Raw genomic sequence first — 18,923 nt, 5'->3', positions numbered from 1 at the left:
TCAGTGCAGGACGGTCGCCAGCTCGGCCAGTGCGGCGCGGTCGAGGAGTTCCACGTGCTGCGGATCGGGCAGGGCGATCACGCCCTGCTCGCGCAGGCGGGTGAAGCTGCGGCTCACCGTCTCCACGGTCAGGCCCAGGTGGTCGGCGATGTCGCCGCGCCCCATCGGCAGGGCCATGGTCGGCTCGTCGTCGCGGACCTTCATCTGCCTGCGCAGGCGCAGCAGGAAGCTGGCCAGGCGCTCCATCGGCGACAGGCGCGCGAGCAGCAGCATCGAGTCGTGCGCATCGTCGAGTTCGCGGCAGGCGCGTTCGAGCAGGGTGTGTTCGAAGGCCGGGTAGCGGTTGCGCAGGTCCCGCAGCATGTCCAGGTCGAACACGCAGACCCGGCTCGGCACCACCGCCTCGATGCTGTGGCGATGCACCGCCACCTCCGACAGCCCGACGAAGGTGCCCGGCGTGGCGAAACCCACCACCTGCCGGCGCGCGTCGGGCAGTGTGCGGACCAGCCGCAGCATGCCGCCGGTCACGCTGTACGCCTGGCGGCAGGGCTGGCCACTGCGGGCCAGCTCGGCGTTGGCCTGCAGCTCCATCGACGAGGCGTAGCGCTCCAGCGACTCGACCTCGGGTGCGGGCAGCGAGGCGCAGACCGCGAGGTCGCGCACCGCGCAGCGCGCGCAGTCGAGCGGAACGACCGTACGGGTCTGGTGGCGGCAGCGGGCGAGGGCGGGGTTGGACATGCGGGCTCTGTGCACAGGCTCGCCACATGATACCGGCGCGGCGGCCGGTCCCGGAGGTAAAAATGTCCAAGGGCGGGCAATCCCCGGCGGACCATGCCGGGCCTGCGGATGGTCAGGCGGCACCGGCCGGGACGCGCGCACGGGTAGAATGTCGCTCTTTCTCCGCTCCCCGCGACAGGCATGATCAAGCCCAGAACCCCGCCCGGCGTCATGGAACTGCTGCCGCGCGACCAGATCGCGTTCCAGCGCATGCTCGACACCATCCGGCGCATCTTCGAGGGCTTCGGCTTCCTGCCGATCGAGACCCCGGTGTTCGAGCTGTCCGAGGTCCTGTTGACCAAGTCCGGCGGCGAGACCGAACGGCAGGTGTATTTCGCCCAGTCCACCGGCGCGCTGGAGAAGGCCTCCGAGGGCCTGCCCGAGCTGGCGCTGCGCTTCGACCTGACCGTGCCGCTGGCGCGCTACGTCGCCGAGCACGAGCACGAACTGGCCTTCCCTTTCCGCCGCTACCAGATGCAGCGCGTGTACCGCGGCGAGCGCGCCCAGCGCGGCCGCTTCCGCGAGTTCTACCAGTGCGACATCGACGTGATCGGCAAGGACGCGCTGTCCACCCGCCACGATGCGGAAGTGCCGGCGGTGATCAGCGCCGTGTTCGAGGCGCTGGACATCGGCGACTTCACCATCCAGTTCAACCACCGCAAGATGCTGCGCGGCTATTTCGAGGGGCAGGGCATCGCCGACGACGCGCAGGTGCCGGTGCTGCGCGAGATCGACAAGCTCGACAAGCGCGGTGAGGACGCGGTGCGCGCGACCCTGGCCGGCGAGGGCTTCGGGCTGTCGTCCGAGGTCATCGACCGACTGATGGCGTTCTCGCGCGTGCGTTCCACCGGCCATGACGATGCGCTTGAGAAGCTCGACGCGCTCGGCGCCGGCACCCCGCTGTTCGAGGAAGGGCGCGAGGAGCTGCGCGAAGTGCTGCGCCGGCTCAAGGCACTGGGCGTGCCGGAATCGCGCTATGCGATCAACCTGTCGATCGCGCGCGGCCTGGACTACTACACCGGCATCGTCTACGAAACCACGCTCGACGCGCACCCCGGCATCGGCTCGATCTGCTCGGGCGGCCGCTACGACAACCTCGCCAGCCATTACACCAGGTCGAAGCTGCCGGGCGTCGGCATCTCGATCGGCCTGACCCGGCTGTTCTGGCAGCTGCGCGAGGCCGGGCTGGTGCGGACCGCCGACAGCTCGGTCGACGTGCTGGTCACCCTGTTCGACGACGAAGGCCTGGACCACGCGCTGGGCCTGTCGCAGCAGCTGCGCGCGGTGGGCCTGAACGTCGAGACCCAGCTCGAGCCGCGCAAGCTCGGCAAGCAGATGCAGTACGCCGATCGCGCCGGCATCCGCTTCGTCGTGATCCGCGGCGAGGACGAGGCCGCCAAGGGCGTGGTCTCGGTCAAGGACCTGCGCCGCGGCGAACAGTTCGAGGTCGCCGACGCCGACCTGGCGCGCACCCTGCTGGTCGAGCGCGAGCAGTGGCGCGCGCAGGGCGGGCAGTGAGGTGGTGATGGCGAACCCGAAGCCGGCCGCGCACGCATGAAGGCCATCCGTCTCGACGGCAAGTCGCTCACCCGCCAGCAGCTGGTGATGGTGGCCAATGGCGCACCGGTCGAACTGGACCCCGCCGCGCTGCGCGACGTCGCGCGCGCCGCCGATTTCCTCGCAGAGCAGGTGCGGCGCGAAGAGCCGATCTACGGCGTGTCCACCGGCTTCGGCAGCAATGCCGACAAGCTGCTGGGCGCGCATCCGCTGCGCGACGAGCTGCCGGGCGCGGCGAAGTCGGGCCGCTCGCTGCACGAGGAGCTGCAGCACAACCTGATCGTCACGCATGCGGTCTGCGTCGGCGAGCCGCTCGCGGCCGACGTGGTGCGCGCGATGCTGTGCATCCGCATCAATACCCTGCTCAAGGGCCATTCGGGCATCCGCGTGCAGACCCTGCAGGCGCTGGCCGACCTGCTCAACGCCGGCATCGTGCCGGTGGTGCCGGCGCTGGGGTCGGTAGGCGCGTCGGGCGACCTGGCGCCGCTGTCGCACCTGGCGATCGTGCTGCTCGGCGGTGGCGAAGCCTTCTTCGACGGCCGCCGGATGCCCGGCGGCGAGGCGCTGCAGGCCGCTGGCCTGTCGCCGGTGGCGCTGTCGTACAAGGAAGGCCTGGCGCTCAACAACGGCACCGCGCAGATGCTCGCCACCGGCGTGCTCGCGCTGCACCGGCTCGATCGCCTGCTCGACACGGCCGACCTGGCGGCGGCGATGACCATCGACGCCTTCGCCGGTCGCCTGGGCGCGTTCGCCGAGGAAGTGCACGCGCTGCGCCCGCATCCGGGCCAGGTGCACACCGCCGCGCACCTGCGCGAGCTGCTCGACGGTTCGACCCTGGCCGACATTCCCTACCACCTGGTGCCGCGGTTCCGGCCCTGGCTGCCGACCAGCTGGGAGACCGCCGAATCGCGGCAGCTGAGCTTCGACATCGGCTGGGACTGGGTGCCGGCCGACCAGCGCCACGGCCGCGAGAAGTTCTACGCGCGCTTCAAGCCGTTCCGCGGCGGCAAGAAGCACCAGCCGCAGGACAGCTATTCGCTGCGCTGCATCCCGCAGGTGCACGGCGCGGTGCGCGACGCGGTGGAGCACGCGCGGCGCGTGTTCGACATCGAGCTCAACGCGGTCACCGACAATCCGCTGGTGTTCCCGGACCGCCAGGCCGAGCACGTCGAGGAGCAGGTGATTTCCGCCGGCCACTTCCACGGCATGCCGCTGGCGCTGGCGATGAGCGCGGTCAAGGCCGCGATCCCGGTGCTGGCCTCGATCAGCGAGCGCCGCCTCAACAAGCTGGTGGACCCGGCCACCAACGACGGCCTGCCGGCGTTCCTGATCGGCAACGAGGACGGCACCGAGTCGGGCTTCATGATCGTGCAGTACACCGCGGCGGCGATTGTCAACGACCTGGCCACGCGCGCGCACCCGGCCAGCGTCTACTCGATTCCGACCAGCGCCAACGCCGAGGACCATGTGTCCATGGGCACCAACGAGGCGCGCCACGTGCTGGCGATGGCCGACGACCTGGGCAAGGTGCTGGCGCTGGAGCTGTACACCGCCGCGCAGGCGCTGGATCTGCGCGTGGACATGATCAACGCCGCCCGCGACCTGGCGCGGCGCGCGGACGCCGCGACGCTGGCGCGCAAGGTGCATGGCGCGATCGAGGGCAGCGCGCTGCACGGCGTGTTCGTCGAGGAAGTCGAGGCGCTGCGCGCCGAGCTGGCTGCGGCCGAGGCCTTCCATCCGGGCCGGGCGGTCGCGGCGGCCCATGCCGCGATCCGCGAACGCATCCCGTTCCTCGATCGAGACCGCGCGCTCGACGGCGAAGTGGCAGCCGCGGTGGCGATGGTCGCCGACGGCAGCCTGCTCGCGGCGGTGGGGCGTTGAACCTGCCGCTGCCGCTGGGCTGGACCGGGGTCCTGCTGGCCGCGCTGATCGCATTCGTCGTCGGCGTGGCGAGCCTGCTCGCCTGGACCTGGCTGGCGCGGCGCGCAGGCTGGAGCGAAGCGCAGGCGATCGGCTGGGCCTGCGTGACTGCCGTGGTGATCGGGGCGGGGATCGATACCTGGCACCTGTTCCATCTCGGCGTGGTGACCCTGGAGTCGCCGCTGTACGCCAGGATCGCCCTGGCGAAGATCCATGATGCCGACAACGTCGGCACACGCGCGTTCCTGGAATGGTGCGGCGCGCTGGCGGGGGTCGTCGCCGGTTGGACGATGGCCCGGGCGCGCGGCGTGCCCGAGGGCGGCTGAGGCGGCACGACCGACCGGCCACGGCCGGCGCCGCACGGCGCGGATCCAGCGTGCCGGCCGGGCCTTGGCTCCGCCGGATCTCTCGAATCGATGCGGTTGCGCGTGGCGACCCGAGCCGTTGCGGCGCCGCGGGTGCGTGCGCGGTCCCGGCCTATGCCCGGCGTTGCCGCGATTCCGCCGGTTCGACCGCAAGCGACCCCGGCACCGACGGTCGCGCCTGCAACGCCATCTGCGCATTGCGCACCGGTCCGAGCGAAAAACCCGCGACGCCCGGGCGTCGCCGCGCGCGCGACGAACAGCCGCGTCCTGGCGCGTTCAGCTGCCGGTGTTGACTAATGTAATAACACGCTATTACATTATGCCGATCATGAAACAGCGCCTCGAACCACTGTCCGACTCCGACGCCGACGCCTCCTTCCGGGCGCTGGCCAAGGCGCTGGCGGGCCTGGAGCGGGTCGACGAGGTGGCCGCGTTCCTGCGCGACCTCTGCACGCCGGCCGAACTCGAGGCCATGGCGGACCGCTGGCGGGTCGTGCCCCTGCTGCTGCAGGGCCTGCCGTACCGCGAGATCCACGAACGCACCCTGGTGAGCGTGACCACCATCGGCCGGGTCGCGCGCACGCTCGAACACGGCGCCGGCGGCTATGCGGCCGCGGTCAAGCGCCAGTACCCCCGGCTCGCGCCGGGCCACTGAAGGAATCCAAGATGAGCCCCACGGCCGTCCCCGCGGCGCGCGACCGCCTGCGCATCGCCATCCAGAAGTCCGGACGCCTGAGCGATCCGGCGCGGGCATTGCTCGCCTCCTGCGGACTGTCCTGGCGCGAAAGCCGCGACAAGCTGTTCTGCTACGGCGAGACCGCGCCGGTCGACCTGCTGCTGGTGCGCGACGACGATATCCCCGGCCTGCTGGCCGACGGGGTGTGCGACTACGGCATCGTCGGCCGCAACGTGCTTGAAGAGCAGGCCGCCGAGCGCGCCGCCGCCGGCAAGCCCCAGGTGTCGAAGGAAATCCTCCCGCTCGGCTTCGGCGGCTGCCGGCTCGACATCGCGGTGCCGGACGCCTGGGAGTGGGAAGGGCCGCAGCAGCTGCAGGGCAAGCGCATCGCCACCAGCTACCCCGGCCTGCTCGGCAAGTGGCTGGCCGGGCAGGGCGTGGATGCCGGAATCGTGACCTTGTCCGGCTCGGTGGAGATCGCGCCGCGCCTGGGCCAGGCCGACCTGATCTGCGACCTGGTCTCCAGCGGCGCGACGCTCGCGGCCAACCAGCTCAAGCCGGTGCAGACGATCATGCGCAGCGAGGCGGTGCTGGCCGGCCCGGTGCAGCCGTTCGCCGACATCCGCGGCGAGCTCGCACAGCTGCTGCTGCGCCGCCTCGACGGCGTGCTGCGGCTCAAGGACAGCCGGCTGCTGATGTTCCAGGCCCGGCGCAGCGAGGTGCCGGCGCTGCTCGAACTGCTGCCCGATGCCGAACAGCCAACCCTGCTGCAGGTCGACGGCGCCGACACGCTGGCGATGCAGGCGCTGTGCCACGGCGCGATGACCTGGCAGCGGCTGGAGGATCTCAAGCGCGCCGGCGCACGCGGCTTGATGGTGCTGCCGGTCGAAAGGATGCTGGCATGAACGCAGGGCTGGCGCAGCGCCTGGACTGGACCGCGCTGGATGCGGACGCGCGCGCGCGGGCGCTGCTGCGCCCCGTGCAGGCGGTCGCGGCGCAGACGCGCGCCGCGGTGTCCGCATTGATCGAGGACGTGCGCGCCGGTGGCGATGCCGCGCTGCGCGAGATCACGCGGCGCTTCGACGGCGTCGCGCTGGAGCAACTGGAGGTGTCGCCGGCGGAATTCGCTGCGGCCGAGGCCGCGGTGCCGGCGGAGCTGAAGGCCGCGATGCAGGACGCCGCCGGGCGCATCGAGCGTTTCCACCGCGCCGGGATGGTGCAGGGCTACGCCGTCGAGACCGCGCCCGGCGTGCTCTGCGAACGCGTGGTGCGCGCGATCGCGCGGGTCGGCCTGTACGTACCGGCCGGCAGCGCGCCGCTGCCCTCGACCGCGCTGATGCTGGGCGTGCCGGCGCGCCTGGCCGGCTGCCGCGAGGTGGTGATGTGCACGCCTCCGCGCCGCGACGGCACGGCCGACCCGGCCGTGCTGGTGGCCGCGCGGATGACCGGCGTGCACCGGGTGTTCAAGCTCGGCGGCGCGCAGGCGATCGCGGCGATGGCGCTGGGCACGGACAGCGTGCCGCGCTGCGCCAAGCTGTTCGGGCCGGGCAACAGCTATGTCACCGAGGCCAAGCAGCAGGTGGCCCAGGCCGGTGCGGCGGCGATCGACATGCCGGCCGGCCCGTCGGAAGTGCTGGTGATCGCCGACGCGGGCGCCGACGCGGCCTTCGTCGCGGCCGACCTGCTGTCGCAGGCCGAGCATGGCCCGGATTCGCAGGTGCTGCTGCTGAGCGACAGCGCCGACCTGCTCGACCGGGTCGAGCGCGAGCTCGCCACACAGCTGGCGGCGCTGCCGCGCGCCGACATCGCCCGGCAGGCCCTGGCGCAGTCGCGGCTGGTGCGGGTGGAAACGCTGGAACAGGCCTTCGAGATCAGCAACGCCTACGCGCCCGAGCACCTGATCCTGGCGCTGCGCGAACCGCGCGCCTGGCTCGACCGGGTGCAGGCGGCCGGCTCGGTGTTCCTCGGCGACCACACCCCCGAGGCGCTGGGCGATTACTGCAGCGGTACCAACCACGTGCTGCCCACCAACGGTGCGGCGCACGCGACCAGCGGCGTGTCGGTGTCCAGCTACCAGAACTTCGTCAGCGTCCAGTCGGCGAGCGTCGCGGGCATCGCCGGCATCGGCCGCTGCGCGGTGACCCTGGCCGAGGCCGAGGGCCTGGAGGCGCACGCCAACGCCGTGCGCCTGCGCCTGGCGGCAGCGTCGCGGGAGGCGGCATGAGCGTCGAGGCCCCCGGCATCCTCGCCCTGGTGCGCGAGGACCTGCGCGATTTCGCCGGCTACAGCTCGGCGCGCTCGGCGCGCCTGCAGGGCGAGATCTGGCTCAACGCCAACGAATCGGCCTGGGCCAATGCCGCCGACGTCGACGCGGCCTGCCGGCGCTATCCCGATCCGCAGCCCGCGGACCTGCGCGATGCGCTGTGCGCGCTGTACGGCGTGCGCACCGACCAGCTGCTGGTGGGGCGGGGCAGCGACGAGGCCATCGACCTGCTGGTGCGCGCCACCTGCACCCCGGGTCGGGACGCGGTCCTGGTCACGCCGCCGGTGTTCGGCATGTACGCGGTGAGCGCACGGCTGCAGGGTGCGCCCCTGGTCGATGCGCCGCTGCGCGACGATCCGCGCGAGGGGCTGGTGCCCGATTTCGAAGCGATCGAGCGCGCGGCACTGGCGCGCGGGGCCCGCCTGGTGTTCCTGTGCTCGCCGTCGAACCCCGGTGGCGCGGCGATTCCGCTCGATGCCGTCGCCACGCTTGCGCGCCGGCTGGCGGACCACGCCCTGGTGGTGGTCGACGAAGCCTATGGCGAGTTCTCGGACGTTCCCTCGGCCACCTCGCTGCTTGGCGACCTGCCCAACCTGGTCGTCCTGCGGACCCTGTCGAAGGCCCACGCGCTGGCGGCGGCGCGTATCGGCGTGGCGATCGCCGCGCCCGAGCTGATTTCGGTGCTGCGCCGCTGCCAGGCCCCGTACCCAGTGCCGGACCCGGTCGCGCGCCTCGGCGTCGCGGCGCTGTCGCCGGATGCACTGGCCCGGACCCGCGCGCGCATCGACCAGGTGCGCATCGAGCGCGCGCGCCTGTTCGACGCGCTCTCGCGCCTGCGCTGCGTGCGGCGGGTCTATCCTTCGCAGGGCAACTTCCTGCTGGTGCGGTTCGAGGATGCCGATGCCGCGTTCGCCGCGCTGCTGGCGGCCGGCGTCGTGGTGCGCGACCAGCGCGCCGCACCGTCGCTGGGCGACGCGCTCCGCATCACCGTCGGCACGCCTGCGCAGAACGACCGGGTGCTGGAGACGCTCGCCACGTTGGCGGCGGCGCGTCCGGCACCGATTTCCACCGCGGGAGGCGCGGGCTGATGGCCACCAGGATCCTGTTCGTCGATCGCGACGGCACCCTCATCGAGGAGCCGGAGGATTTCCAGATCGACGCCTACCACAAGCTGCGCTTCGTCAAGGACGTGATCCCGGCGATGCTGAAACTGCGCGACGCCGGCTTCGAGTTCGTGATCGTCACCAACCAGGACGGCCTGGGCGGCGAGGCCTATCCGCGCGCCGCGTTCGACGGGCCGAACGACCTGATGCTGCAGGTGTTCGAAAGCCAGGGCATCGTGTTCCGCGAGGTGCTGGTCGACTGCAGCTGGCCGGCCGACAACGCGCCCACGCGCAAGCCGGGCCTGGGGCTGGTGCAGCATTACCTGCGCGACCGTGGCATCGACCTCGACCGCTCGGCGATGGTGGGCGACCGCGAGACCGACATCCAGTTCGCGCGGAACCTCGGCATCCGCGGCTTCCAGCTGCGCACGCAGCAGTTCGGCGGCGAATGGGACTGGACGGGCATCGCGCACGAGCTGGCCGACGCGCCGCGCCGCGCGCAGGTGCAGCGCAATACCCGCGAGACCCGCATCAGCGTCGAGCTGGACCTGGACCGTGCCACCGAGGCGGAAGTATCGACCGGCCTGCCGTTCTTCGACCACATGCTCGACCAGATCGGCAAGCACGGCGGCATCGCGCTCAAGGTGCGCGCCGAAGGCGACCTGCACATCGACGAGCACCACACCATCGAGGACACCGGCATCGCCCTGGGCCAGGCGCTGAAGCAGGCGCTGGGCGACAAGCGCGGCATCGCGCGCTACGGCTTCACCCTGCCGATGGACGAGACGCTGGCGAGCGCGGCGCTTGATTTCGGCGGGCGCCCGTACCTCGTGTTCGACGGGTCGTTCAAGCGCGAGCGGGTGGGCGACATGCCGACCGAACTGGTCGAGCACTTCTTCCGCTCCATCTGCGACGCCGCCGCGCTCAACCTCAACCTGCGGGTCGAGGGGGAGAACGACCACCACAAGGTGGAGGCGCTGTTCAAGGCCTTCGCGCGCGCCCTGCGCATGGCGGTGCGGCGCGAGGGCGCCGACCTGCCCAGCACCAAGGGCGTGCTCTGATGCGCGGCGGTCGCTCGTGAACGTCGTCCTGGTCGACGCCGGCGGCGCCAACCTCGGATCGGTGCGCTGCGCGCTGGAGCGGCTTGGCGTGACGCCGGAACTGACCGCGGATGCCGAGACGATACGGGGCGCGGACCGTGTGATCCTCCCCGGCGTGTCCACCGCCGCGACGGTGATGGGCCGCCTGCGGGCGCTGGGTCTGGTCGACACCCTGCGCGGGCTGCGGCAACCGCTGCTCGGCGTCTGCGTGGGCATGCAGCTGCTGTTCGAGCATTCGGAAGAGGACGACACGTCCTGTCTTGGCCTGCTGCGCGGGCGCGTCAGGCGGATCCCGGGCGGGCCCGGCCTGCGCGTGCCGCACATGGGCTGGAACCGGCTGCAGCTGCATCGCGCCGATCCGCTGCTCGCGGGATTTGGCGACGGCGAGTACGCCTACTTCGTCCACAGCTACGCGGCCGACACCACCGACGACTGCATCGCCGGCACTCGCCATGGCCAGCCCTTCGCCGCCGTCGTCCGGAGAGGCAACGTGATGGGTGCCCAGTTCCATCCCGAGCGCTCGGCCGCTGCCGGCGCGCGGCTGTTGCACAACTTCCTGGCCCTGGAGGCGGCATGAGCACGTTCACCCTGTATCCGGCGATCGACGTGCGCCACGGACGGATCGTGCGCCTGGCCCAGGGCGACTACGCACAGGAAACGCGCTACGGGGACGACCCGCTCGCGCTGGCGCGCGCCTACGCGGAGCAGGGGGCGCGCTGGCTGCACCTGGTCGACCTGGACGCGGCTCGCGCCGGCGGCTACACCCTGCTCGAGCTGGTGCGCGGCATCGTCGAGACGACGGGCCTGCGGGTGCAGACGGGCGGAGGCGTGCGCTCGCGCGACGACGTGCAGCGCATCCTCGACGCCGGCGCCTCGCGCGTGGTGGTCGGCTCGCTGGCGGTGCGCGAGGCGGAGATGGTGGCTGGCTGGATCGGCGAGTTCGGACCCGGGCGCATCACCGTTGCACTGGATACGCGCCAGGATCGCGAAGGCATCTGGCGCCTGCCGGTGCACGGCTGGACCGAAACCGCGGCCGGCACGCTGCAGGAGATGGCGCGACGCTACGCCGGCCAGGGCCTGGTCCACCTGCTGTGCACCGACATCACCCGCGACGGGATGATGACCGGGCCCAACCTGGCGCTGTACCGCCTGCTGGCCGGCGAAGTGCCGGGGCTGGCGCTGCAGGCGTCCGGCGGCGTGCGCGACCTCGCCGACGTGGTTGCGGCGCGCGCGCAGGGTTGCGCCGGCATCGTGCTCGGCCGTTCGCTGCTGGAGGGCCGCCTGCAGCTGCCCGAGGCCCTGGCCGCGTGCGGCGGGGAGCCGGGCTGATGCTGGCCAGGCGCCTGATTCCCTGCCTCGACGTCCGCGACGGGCGCGTGGTCAAGGGCGTGCGCTTCCGCGACCACGTCGACATGGGCGACATCGTCGAACTGGCGCTGCGCTACCGCGACGAGGGCGCCGACGAACTGGTGTTCTACGACATCAGCGCCACGCCGCAGGGGCGCTCGGTGGACCGCGGCTGGGTGGAACGGGTGTCCTCGCGGATCGACATCCCCTTCTGCGTGGCCGGCGGCATCCGCGACGTGGACACCGCGCGCGCGGTGCTGCACGCGGGCGCGGACAAGATCTCGATCAACTCGCCGGCGCTGGAGCGGCCGGCGCTGATTTCCGAACTCGCCGCCGCGTTCGGCGTGCAGTGCGTCGTGGTCGGCATCGACTCGATCCGCGAGGCGGACGGCGAGTGGCGGGTGCGCACCCACACCGGCGATCCGGACCGCATGCGCGCGCCGGCGGTGCGTACGCTCGACTGGGTGGTGGAGGCGCAACGCCTGGGCGCGGGCGAGATCGTGCTCAACTGCATGGACAGCGACGGCGTGCGCCGCGGCTACGACCTGGTGCAGCTGCGCGCGGCGCGGGCGCTGTGCCAGGTGCCGCTGGTGGCCTCGGGCGGCGCGGGCGCAGCGGAGCATTTCCGCGACGCCTTCATCGACGGGGACGTCGATGGCGCGCTGGCCGCCAGCGTGTTCCACAGCGGCAGCATCCGGATTCCGGCGCTGAAGCGGTACCTGAAGGACAACGGCGTGGAGGTGCGCGATGCATGAGACCGAAGGCGCCGGCGCCGACGCGCTGGACTGGGACAAGGGCGACGGCCTGCTGCCGGCGATCGTGCAGGACGCGCGCACCCTGCGCGTGCTGATGCTGGGCTACATGGATCGCGCCGCGTTCGAAGCGACCGTCGCCACGCGGCGCGTGACCTTCTTCAGCCGCAGCAAGGGCCGGCTGTGGACCAAGGGCGAGTCGTCCGGGCACTTCCTCGAACTGGTCTCGCTGGAGGCCGACTGCGACCACGACGCCCTGCTGGTGCTGGCGCATCCGCGGGGACCGACCTGCCACCTGCAACGTGACAGCTGCTTCCCGTCGGCGCCCGGCGCGGGCCTGGCCGAACTGTCGGCCCTGGTCGCGCAGCGCCACCGCGACATGCCCGAGGGCAGCTATACCAGCCGACTGTTCGAAGGCGGCACGCGCCGGATGGCGCAGAAGGTGGGCGAGGAGGGCGTGGAGACCGCGCTGGCCGGCGTTGCCGAGGACGACGACGCCCTGCTGGGCGAAGCGGCCGACCTGGTGTTCCACCTGCTGGTCCTGCTGCGCGCGCGCGGGCTGGGGCTGGAGGACGTGGAGGCGAAGCTCGCCAGCCGGCGGCGCTGAGCCTGCGGCTCAGGCCGCGCTGATCGAGGTCCGCACGCAGTCGCGGCCGTTGGCCTTGGCCGCGTACAGCGCCTTGTCGGCGGTTTCCAGCGCGTCGTCGATGTCGTCCAGGGCATCGGGCGCGACCGTGTGCACGCCGATGCTGGCCGACATCCGCACCTGCACCCCCTGCGCGTCGCAGGGCTCGTCGACCAGCGAGCGGCGCAGCTCCTCGGCCACGGCCACCGCGCCGCGCAGGTCCTGGCTCGGCAGCACCACCACGAATTCCTCGCCGCCGAAGCGGGCCAGCAGCGCATCGTGCGGGCGCAGGACGCGACCGATGCGGCGTGCCGCCCAGCGCAGGCACTCGTCGCCCACCAGGTGGCCGTGGCGGTCGTTGATCGACTTGAAATGGTCCAGGTCGACCATCAGCAGCGACAGCGGCCGGCGCGCTTCGCGGCACTGTTCCAGCATCCGGTCGAAGCCTTCGTGGAAGTAGCTGCGGTTGAACAGGCCGGTCAGCGCGTCGCGGCGGCTGGAGTCGGTCAGCTTCTCGTGCGCGTCCTTGAGCTGCACCAGTGCCTGCTGCAGCTCCTGGGTGCGCCGCGCCACGTTGCGCTCGAGCTGGCGGTTGGCCTCGTCGGTGATGCGCTGGTTCTCCTGGCGCAGCTGCGCGTAGCGGTAACCGAGCGCCACCGACAGCAGCAGCATCTCCAGCGCCGAGCCGATCTGCACGCCGTACTCGGTGGCGAAGTTCTTGGGCAGCGCGCCGAAGGCGAGCAGGGTGAACACCGCGGTGCCCAGCAGGAACATCGACCAGGCCAGCAGCAGCAGCCGCGCCGGCGTATAGCCGCGCCGCAGCACGTGCAGCGTGGTCAGCACGATCCAGGCCACCCCCACCAGCACCGCGCGCGAGGCGATCGGCGTCGACAGCCGGTAGGGCATCCAGACCGACGCCACGCCGAACACCACGAAGAACCCGATCAGCCCGATCGTACCCACGTTGAGCCGCGGCGCACGCTGCGGCAACTCGAGGAAGGTGCGCGCGAACTGCAGCATCGCGATCAGCGCCAGGCAGATCGAGATCGGCACCATGTGGTCGGCCATCCACGGCGAGGCCGGCCACAGGTACTCGAAGCCCAGCCCGTTGAGCGTGAACAGCACCAGTCCGAACGCGGTGATGTGGCACAGGTACCAGAAGTAGCTGCCGTCGCGCAGCGAGATCCACAGCACCAGGTTGTAGAAGAACAGCGCGATCAGGATCCCGTAGTACAGGCCGATCGCCAGCTGGGCGTCGCGGGAAACCTCGGTGAAGGCCGCCTGCGTGTACAGGTGCAGGGGGACCTGCATCGAACTTTCGCTCTGCACGCGGACGAGCAGCTCGACCGGCTGCCCGACCGGCAGGTCCACCATCAGGTTGGGGTGGCGGTAGCGCACGCTGCGCGCCGAGAACGGCACGTGGTCGCCGCCGACATGGTGCACCTGTCGCCCGTCCGGGTAACGCAGGTGGATGTCGAGGCGGTCGCTGAGCGGATACTCCTGCACCAGCAGCCAGCGCTGCTCGCCGGGATTGCGGTTGACGATGGTGGCGTGGAACCAGAACGCGCCGCCGTGGAAGCCGAAGGCGTCCTTGCCGCCGGGGAGCGGGTCGAACCCGCCGTCCGCCACGCGACGCCACGCATCCTCGGGACGGTCCGAGCCGGTGGTGTCGTGGCGATAGGAGATGTAGGGCGAAAGGGCGAACCTGGCCGCCGAGGGCGCGAGTTCCAGCGGGGTCTGCGCGAAGGCGGGCAGGGCCGCGGCAAGCATCAGCAGGGCCAGCATCCACCGCGAGGCCAACCTCATCGGGTACCCGTGCAGGAGTCCATGGCGTTCCATCCGTCGTCCAGTCGGCACAGAGTCCAAACGCTGACGAGCGGCATAATGGGACAAATCCATCGAAAGGGGGAGGCCGGATGCGCCGTCCGTGCCGTGCCGGAACATGGCTGCTGCTCGCGATAGCGCTCGCACCCGCGTGGGCCTGCGAACGCGGTACGGTCTTCGAGGATCTCGACGGCGACGGCCGCCGCGGCGCGCGCGAGCCGGGCCTGGCGGAGGTCCGCGTCTCCGACGGGCTGGAAATCGTTTCCAGCGACAAGGAGGGCCGCTGGCGCCTGTCCGGACGCCCGCACCGGCCGATATTCCTGGTCAAGCCGGCCGGTTTCGCGGTGCGCCCGTCGGGCAATGGCCTGCCCGGGTTCTGGCGTGCGCCCGGCGACAGGGCGTGCGACTTCGCCCTGCAGCGCCGCGAGCCTGCGCAGCAGTTGAAGGTGATCGTGAGCAGCGACCCGCAGGCCGGCAGCCCGCGAGAGGTCGAGTATTACGCCAGGCTGGCCGCGCGCGGCTTCGGCGCGCATCGCGATGCCGCGCTCGGCCTGACCCTGGGTGATGTCGCCAACGACGACCTCTCGCTGTATCCGGCGCTGGTGGAGGCCACGGTGTCGGCCGGACTGCCCTGGCTGCATGCGCCGGGCAACCACGACATCGATCCGGATGCGACCGACGATCCCGGTTCGCTGTCGGGCTTCCGCGGAGTCTTCGGGCCCGACACCTATGCATGGGAGGAAGCCCAGGCCGTATTCGTGATGTTCGACAATGTCGTCGCGCGCCCGGGCGGGCGTCCCGCCTACACCGGTGGGCTGCGCGAGGAACAGTTCGCCTTCATCGAACGCTACCTGGCCGGGCTGGGTCGCGACCGCCTGCTGGTCGTGGGCGCCCACATGCCCTGGTTCGATACGGCCGCGCCGGGCGATCCGCCGACGCTGCGGCTGGCGGACCGCGAGCGCCTGTTCGCCCTGCTGCAGCCATTCCCCAGGGTACTGCTGCTTAGCGGCCACCGGCATGCGCAGCGCATGGTCTTCCATGACGCGACCAGCGGCTGGCATGGCCCGGCGCCGCTGCGCGAGTACAACGTCGGCGCGATGAGCGGGGCCTACTGGTCCGGCGTTGCGGCGGTCGACGGCATCCCGCACGCGACCATGTCCGATGGCACTCCGCGCGGTTTCGGCACCCTGCAGGTTGATGCCGGCGGCGACTACCGCCTGGCCTGGCACCCGACCTCGCTGCCCGACGGTGATCCGGCGCTCACGCCGGCCATGGCGCTGCACGCGCCCCGCGTGTTGCGCAACGGCGCGTATCCGGCCTGGGGCGTGTACGCCAACGTCTTCCTCGGCCATGCGACGACGCGGGTGGAATACCGCGTGGACGGCGGCGACTGGAAGCCGATGCGCTACTGGCCCGCGCCGGATCCGCGCCTGCTGCTGGAGAACGCACGCGACGACCTGGCGCAGGGCCTGCGATCGTTCGACCGCTCCGCCGAAGCCGAACCGTCGACCCACCTGTGGCGTGGGGCGCTGCCGACGCGGCTGGGCGCTGGCGAGCATCGCGTCGAGGTCCGCGCCTTCGCCGACCATGGCGAGGAGCACCGGGCCAGCATCGGCTACCGGCTGGTCGATGCCGACGAGGACGACGCGTTCCAGCCCGAGAGCGCATTGCGCTAGAGCGGGTGCGGATAGGGAAGGCGCGGGCCGCGGGCCAGGCTCGCTTCCCAGGCGTCCAGGCGCGTGGCGATGTCCGCGCCGATCGAGATCTGCGGGTAGGACGGGGCGACGTCCTCCATCGTCTCGCGCCGCGCCACCTGTCGCCTGGCGTACTCGAACGCGCCGACCAGGCCCTCGTCGCGGTTGAGGCCCTCCACCAGCAGGGCGCGCCCGAACCAGGTGGCGCTGCCGCTGTCGCCGCAGCCGAATGACGGGCGGTCGTGGCGCGCGGCGGTGATCACCAGGGTCGACGGATCGGCGAGCGCGGGGATGAAACCGCCCGAGAAGCAGGCCGAGACGATCAGCAGGCGGTGGCGGATGCCCGAGGCGTCGAGCGCTTCGCGCAGCTCGGCAGGCCGCAGCCCGGCATCGACATGGCCCTCGAGCCGCATCGACAGCGCGTGGTCGCGGCTGCCGTGGGTGGTGAGGAACAGGAGCAGCAGGTCCTCCTCCGGATCCATCCGCGCGCCGATGCCCTGCAGCGCGGCACGCAGGTTCTCAAGCGTGGCCAGCGGGCGCGGGTCGCCATCCAGGCTGCGCGGATGGTTGACCAGGGCGAGGGTCCGGCCCGCCGCGCCATAGCGCACGGTGGCCAGTTCCTCGAAGTACAGCGCCTCGTTGCGGAACACATGCTCGTCGCCGTCCCCGGCAACGGCGATGGCGTACAGGTCGGGAGTGCCCGGCACCTGCGCCGGCATCTGCATCAGGCGCGCTTCGATCAGCGCGAGGTCGCGTCGCGCGATCCGTCCGGCCTCGGCATCCGCACCTTCATCGGCCCACGCAGGCGCGAGGAGGGCGGCGCAGGCGAGCAGGGCGGCGCAGGCCGCAGCGGCGATCCGACCTTGGCCGGCGCGCCGCATCCTGCTCACCCGGGCAGCCGGACGCCGTCGAAGCCGGCGACGCGGGGGTGGCCATTGCAGGCATCGCCCTCGCGCGGCTGCGGATAGTCCTGCGCGCGGTCGACCAGCACCGTGCGCAGCCCGGCCTCGCGTGCGGCATCGAGTTCGGCCACCACGTCCGACAGGAACACGATGTCCGCGGGCGGTGCCTGCAGCGCCTCGGCGATGCGCGCGTAGCTGCCGGCCTCGCGCTTGCCGCCGACGGTGGTGTCGAACCAGGCCGAGAACAGTCCGGTCAGGTCGCCCGCGTCGGTATGCGCGAACAGCAGCTTCTGCGCCGGCACCGATCCGGAGGAATACACCGCCAGCCGGTGGCCATCGGCGTGCCAGCGGCGCAGTGCCCCGGTGGCATCCGGATACACCGGCGCGGTGAAGTCGGCGCTGGCGTAGCCGGCTTCCCAGATCATGCCCTGCAGCGCCTTGAGCGCGGTGTGCTTGCGGTCCTCTTCGATCCAGCCCTGCAGGGTCTCGACGATCATCGCGTCCTGGCACAGGCCACCGTTCTCCAGCGCCACCTGGTCCAGCCACCGCCGCACCTCGGGCTCATGCCCGTGCTCGCGCACGAAGCGCGGCAGTTCGCGCCGGGCATAGGGAAACAGCACGTCCTTGACGAAGGAAATGCTGCTGGTGGTGCCTTCGATGTCGGTGAGGATGGTGGTCATGCGGTGCGTCGCGTGTCCTCAGTCGCCGGACCGTTCGTAGCGCGGGAAACGCTGCGCGATGTCGGTGCCGGTGAAGTGGCCGATCCAGCCGTCGGGCTGCTGGAAGAATCGGATCGCGACGAAACTCGGCTCCGGACCCATGTCGAACCAGTGGGTGGTGCCGTCGGGCACGGCGATCAGGTCGTCCTTCACGCATTCGATCTCGTAGACCCGGTCGCCCACGTGCAGGGTGAACAGGCCCGAGCCGTCGACGAAGAAGCGCACCTCGTCTTCCTTGTGGAAGTGTTCGTCGAGGAACTTGCCGCGCAGCTCGTCCTTCTTCGGGTTGTCCGGGCTGATGCTGATGACGTCGACCGTGGTGAAGCCGCGCTCGGCGGAGATCCGGTCGATATCGGCCTTGTACGCGGCCAACACTTCTTCGGGCGGAGCGCCGGCGGACACCGGCTGGCTGGCCTGCCAGCGCTCGAAGTGCACGCCGATCTTCGCCAGCTCGCGGGCGATCTCGTCGCCGTCGTGGCTGGTGAACTCGGGCGCGTCCGGGTGGGCGTCGGAGAAGATGCGGAGTCGGCTCATGGCGGCGGGGTCGCGGGATGGCGGGGTGGGTCAGGCTAGCAGCTGCATCGCCGCGATGGGATGCGCCGGTGGAACGCGGGCGTTCCGGTCCTGCACCGGTTCAACGCGGTCCGGTGAGCCTGCGCAGCTCCAGTTCGCAGCCGAGCAGGAACTCGAAGGCGTCGAGGTGGCGTCGGGCTTCGGCCATGTCCCGGCCCCAGGCATAGAGGCCATGGCCATCGATCAGGTAGCCCCACATCGGCCCCTTGTCGAGCAGGGCATCGACCTGGGCGGCGAGCGTGGGCATGTGCTGGCTGTTGGGCAGCACCGGCACGTCGACCGCGGTTTCGTGGGTCTCGTTGCCGCGGAAGGCCTTGAGCAGTTCGTAACCCTCGAGCCGGATGTGGCCGGCGCCGGAAAACAGGCGCGAGGCCACGGTCTGGTTGTGCGAGTGCGTGTGCAGGATGCAGCCCACGTCCTCGAACCGGCGGTACAGCTGGGTATGCAGCAGGGTCTCGGCGGACGGGCGGTGGTCGCTGCCCACGGCCTTGCCGTCGAAGTCCACCACCATGATGTCGCCTGGCACCAGCCGGCCCTTGTCGCGGCCGGACACGGTGATCGCCGCATGGCGCTCGTCCAGGCGCGAGGAGAAGTTGCTGCTGGTCGCCGGCGTCCAGCCCAGCCGGGCCAGTTCGCGGACGTTGCCGATGATCTCGTCTGCCAGCGCCGCGAGGCGCCCGCCATCGTAGGGAACCTGGTTCATGCGCCGATTCTAGGCGATTGCGG

At 71.5% G+C, this 18,923-nt stretch carries 19 protein-coding genes; 13 read left to right on the top strand and 6 right to left on the bottom strand.

Annotation, left to right across the window (positions count from 1 at the left end; all coding sequences use genetic code 11):
- On the bottom strand, positions 1–738 hold the full coding sequence (locus ACFQ2D_RS02850; RefSeq protein ID WP_280940996.1) for a Crp/Fnr family transcriptional regulator: 738 nt from the start codon (positions 736–738) through the stop codon (positions 1–3).
- Positions 739–918: 180 nt separating this feature from the next.
- On the opposite strand from ACFQ2D_RS02850, the gene hisS reads away from it, so the two are divergent.
- From hisS to hisIE, 12 genes are all read left to right on the top strand, one after another.
- Entirely contained in the window at positions 919–2,295 is a 1,377-nt protein-coding gene (hisS, locus tag ACFQ2D_RS02845) for a histidine--tRNA ligase (RefSeq protein WP_280940997.1), read from the top strand.
- Positions 2,296–2,331: 36 nt separating this feature from the next.
- Complete coding sequence (locus tag ACFQ2D_RS02840; RefSeq protein ID WP_280940998.1) at positions 2,332–4,215, top strand: HAL/PAL/TAL family ammonia-lyase; 1,884 nt, start codon at positions 2,332–2,334, stop codon at positions 4,213–4,215.
- Entirely contained in the window at positions 4,212–4,580 is a 369-nt protein-coding gene (locus ACFQ2D_RS02835; RefSeq protein WP_280940999.1) for a hypothetical protein, read from the top strand. Before ACFQ2D_RS02840 ends, ACFQ2D_RS02835 begins: the two co-directional genes overlap by 4 nt.
- A gap of 367 nt (positions 4,581–4,947) precedes the next feature.
- A complete protein-coding gene (locus ACFQ2D_RS02830) occupies positions 4,948–5,274 on the top strand; it encodes a YerC/YecD family TrpR-related protein (protein WP_280941000.1) in 327 nt (108 codons plus the stop codon).
- Positions 5,275–5,285: 11 nt separating this feature from the next.
- Entirely contained in the window at positions 5,286–6,200 is a 915-nt protein-coding gene (gene hisG, locus ACFQ2D_RS02825) for an ATP phosphoribosyltransferase (RefSeq protein WP_280941001.1), read from the top strand.
- Positions 6,197–7,519 carry a histidinol dehydrogenase gene (hisD, locus tag ACFQ2D_RS02820; protein ID WP_280941002.1) on the top strand — a complete coding sequence of 441 codons (1,323 nt, stop codon included), beginning with the start codon at positions 6,197–6,199 and terminating at the stop codon, positions 7,517–7,519. Before hisG ends, hisD begins: the two co-directional genes overlap by 4 nt.
- Positions 7,516–8,646 carry a histidinol-phosphate transaminase gene (gene hisC / locus ACFQ2D_RS02815; protein WP_280941003.1) on the top strand — a complete coding sequence of 377 codons (1,131 nt, stop codon included), beginning with the start codon at positions 7,516–7,518 and terminating at the stop codon, positions 8,644–8,646. Before hisD ends, hisC begins: the two co-directional genes overlap by 4 nt.
- Positions 8,646–9,722 carry a bifunctional histidinol-phosphatase/imidazoleglycerol-phosphate dehydratase HisB gene (gene hisB, locus ACFQ2D_RS02810; protein ID WP_280941004.1) on the top strand — a complete coding sequence of 359 codons (1,077 nt, stop codon included), beginning with the start codon at positions 8,646–8,648 and terminating at the stop codon, positions 9,720–9,722. Before hisC ends, hisB begins: the two co-directional genes overlap by 1 nt.
- Before the next feature lie 16 nt (positions 9,723–9,738).
- Positions 9,739–10,338 (top strand): imidazole glycerol phosphate synthase subunit HisH, encoded by a 600-nt coding sequence (gene hisH / locus ACFQ2D_RS02805; protein WP_280941005.1) that lies wholly within the window; start codon positions 9,739–9,741, stop codon positions 10,336–10,338.
- The gene (gene hisA / locus ACFQ2D_RS02800) at positions 10,335–11,090 is read left to right on the top strand and encodes a 1-(5-phosphoribosyl)-5-[(5-phosphoribosylamino)methylideneamino]imidazole-4-carboxamide isomerase (RefSeq protein WP_280941006.1); all 756 of its coding nucleotides are present in this window, start codon (positions 10,335–10,337) and stop codon (positions 11,088–11,090) included. Before hisH ends, hisA begins: the two co-directional genes overlap by 4 nt.
- The gene (gene hisF, locus ACFQ2D_RS02795; RefSeq protein ID WP_280941007.1) at positions 11,090–11,863 is read left to right on the top strand and encodes an imidazole glycerol phosphate synthase subunit HisF; all 774 of its coding nucleotides are present in this window, start codon (positions 11,090–11,092) and stop codon (positions 11,861–11,863) included. The genes hisA and hisF overlap by 1 nt, the downstream gene beginning before the upstream one ends.
- A complete protein-coding gene (gene hisIE / locus ACFQ2D_RS02790) occupies positions 11,856–12,467 on the top strand; it encodes a bifunctional phosphoribosyl-AMP cyclohydrolase/phosphoribosyl-ATP diphosphatase HisIE (RefSeq protein ID WP_280941008.1) in 612 nt (203 codons plus the stop codon). The genes hisF and hisIE overlap by 8 nt, the downstream gene beginning before the upstream one ends.
- A 9-nt stretch (positions 12,468–12,476) precedes the next feature.
- Here the strand turns inward: hisIE and ACFQ2D_RS02785 are convergent, their stop codons facing one another.
- Positions 12,477–14,291 (bottom strand): sensor domain-containing diguanylate cyclase, encoded by a 1,815-nt coding sequence (locus ACFQ2D_RS02785; RefSeq protein ID WP_280941009.1) that lies wholly within the window; start codon positions 14,289–14,291, stop codon positions 12,477–12,479.
- Between the two features lie 110 nt (positions 14,292–14,401).
- Here ACFQ2D_RS02785 and ACFQ2D_RS02780 point away from each other — a divergent pair, with 110 nt between their 5' ends.
- Positions 14,402–15,985, top strand: coding sequence for a calcineurin-like phosphoesterase C-terminal domain-containing protein (locus ACFQ2D_RS02780; protein WP_280941010.1), 1,584 nt, complete (start codon positions 14,402–14,404; stop codon positions 15,983–15,985).
- Here the strand turns inward: ACFQ2D_RS02780 and ACFQ2D_RS02775 are convergent.
- The 4 genes from ACFQ2D_RS02775 to ACFQ2D_RS02760 all read right to left on the bottom strand — a co-directional run bounded on the left by ACFQ2D_RS02775 (position 15,982) and on the right by ACFQ2D_RS02760 (position 18,900).
- Complete coding sequence (locus ACFQ2D_RS02775; protein WP_280941040.1) at positions 15,982–16,884, bottom strand: C13 family peptidase; 903 nt, start codon at positions 16,882–16,884, stop codon at positions 15,982–15,984. The two genes, ACFQ2D_RS02780 and ACFQ2D_RS02775, sit on opposite strands and share 4 nt — an antisense overlap.
- A gap of 5 nt (positions 16,885–16,889) precedes the next feature.
- Positions 16,890–17,585 (bottom strand): acireductone synthase, encoded by a 696-nt coding sequence (gene mtnC, locus ACFQ2D_RS02770; protein ID WP_280941011.1) that lies wholly within the window; start codon positions 17,583–17,585, stop codon positions 16,890–16,892.
- An 18-nt stretch (positions 17,586–17,603) separates the two neighbouring features.
- The gene (locus ACFQ2D_RS02765; protein WP_280941012.1) at positions 17,604–18,158 is read right to left on the bottom strand and encodes a 1,2-dihydroxy-3-keto-5-methylthiopentene dioxygenase; all 555 of its coding nucleotides are present in this window, start codon (positions 18,156–18,158) and stop codon (positions 17,604–17,606) included.
- A gap of 100 nt (positions 18,159–18,258) precedes the next feature.
- Positions 18,259–18,900 carry a methylthioribulose 1-phosphate dehydratase gene (locus tag ACFQ2D_RS02760; RefSeq protein ID WP_280941013.1) on the bottom strand — a complete coding sequence of 214 codons (642 nt, stop codon included), beginning with the start codon at positions 18,898–18,900 and terminating at the stop codon, positions 18,259–18,261.
- Positions 18,901–18,923: the final 23 nt, after the last annotated feature.

The sequence above is a fragment of the Luteimonas composti genome, from assembly GCF_042678665.1.
Lineage (GTDB): Bacteria > Pseudomonadota > Gammaproteobacteria > Xanthomonadales > Xanthomonadaceae > Luteimonas > Luteimonas composti.
The sequence above is the reverse complement of the archived record's forward strand: the minus strand, read 5'-3'. Positions and strand labels throughout refer to the sequence as shown.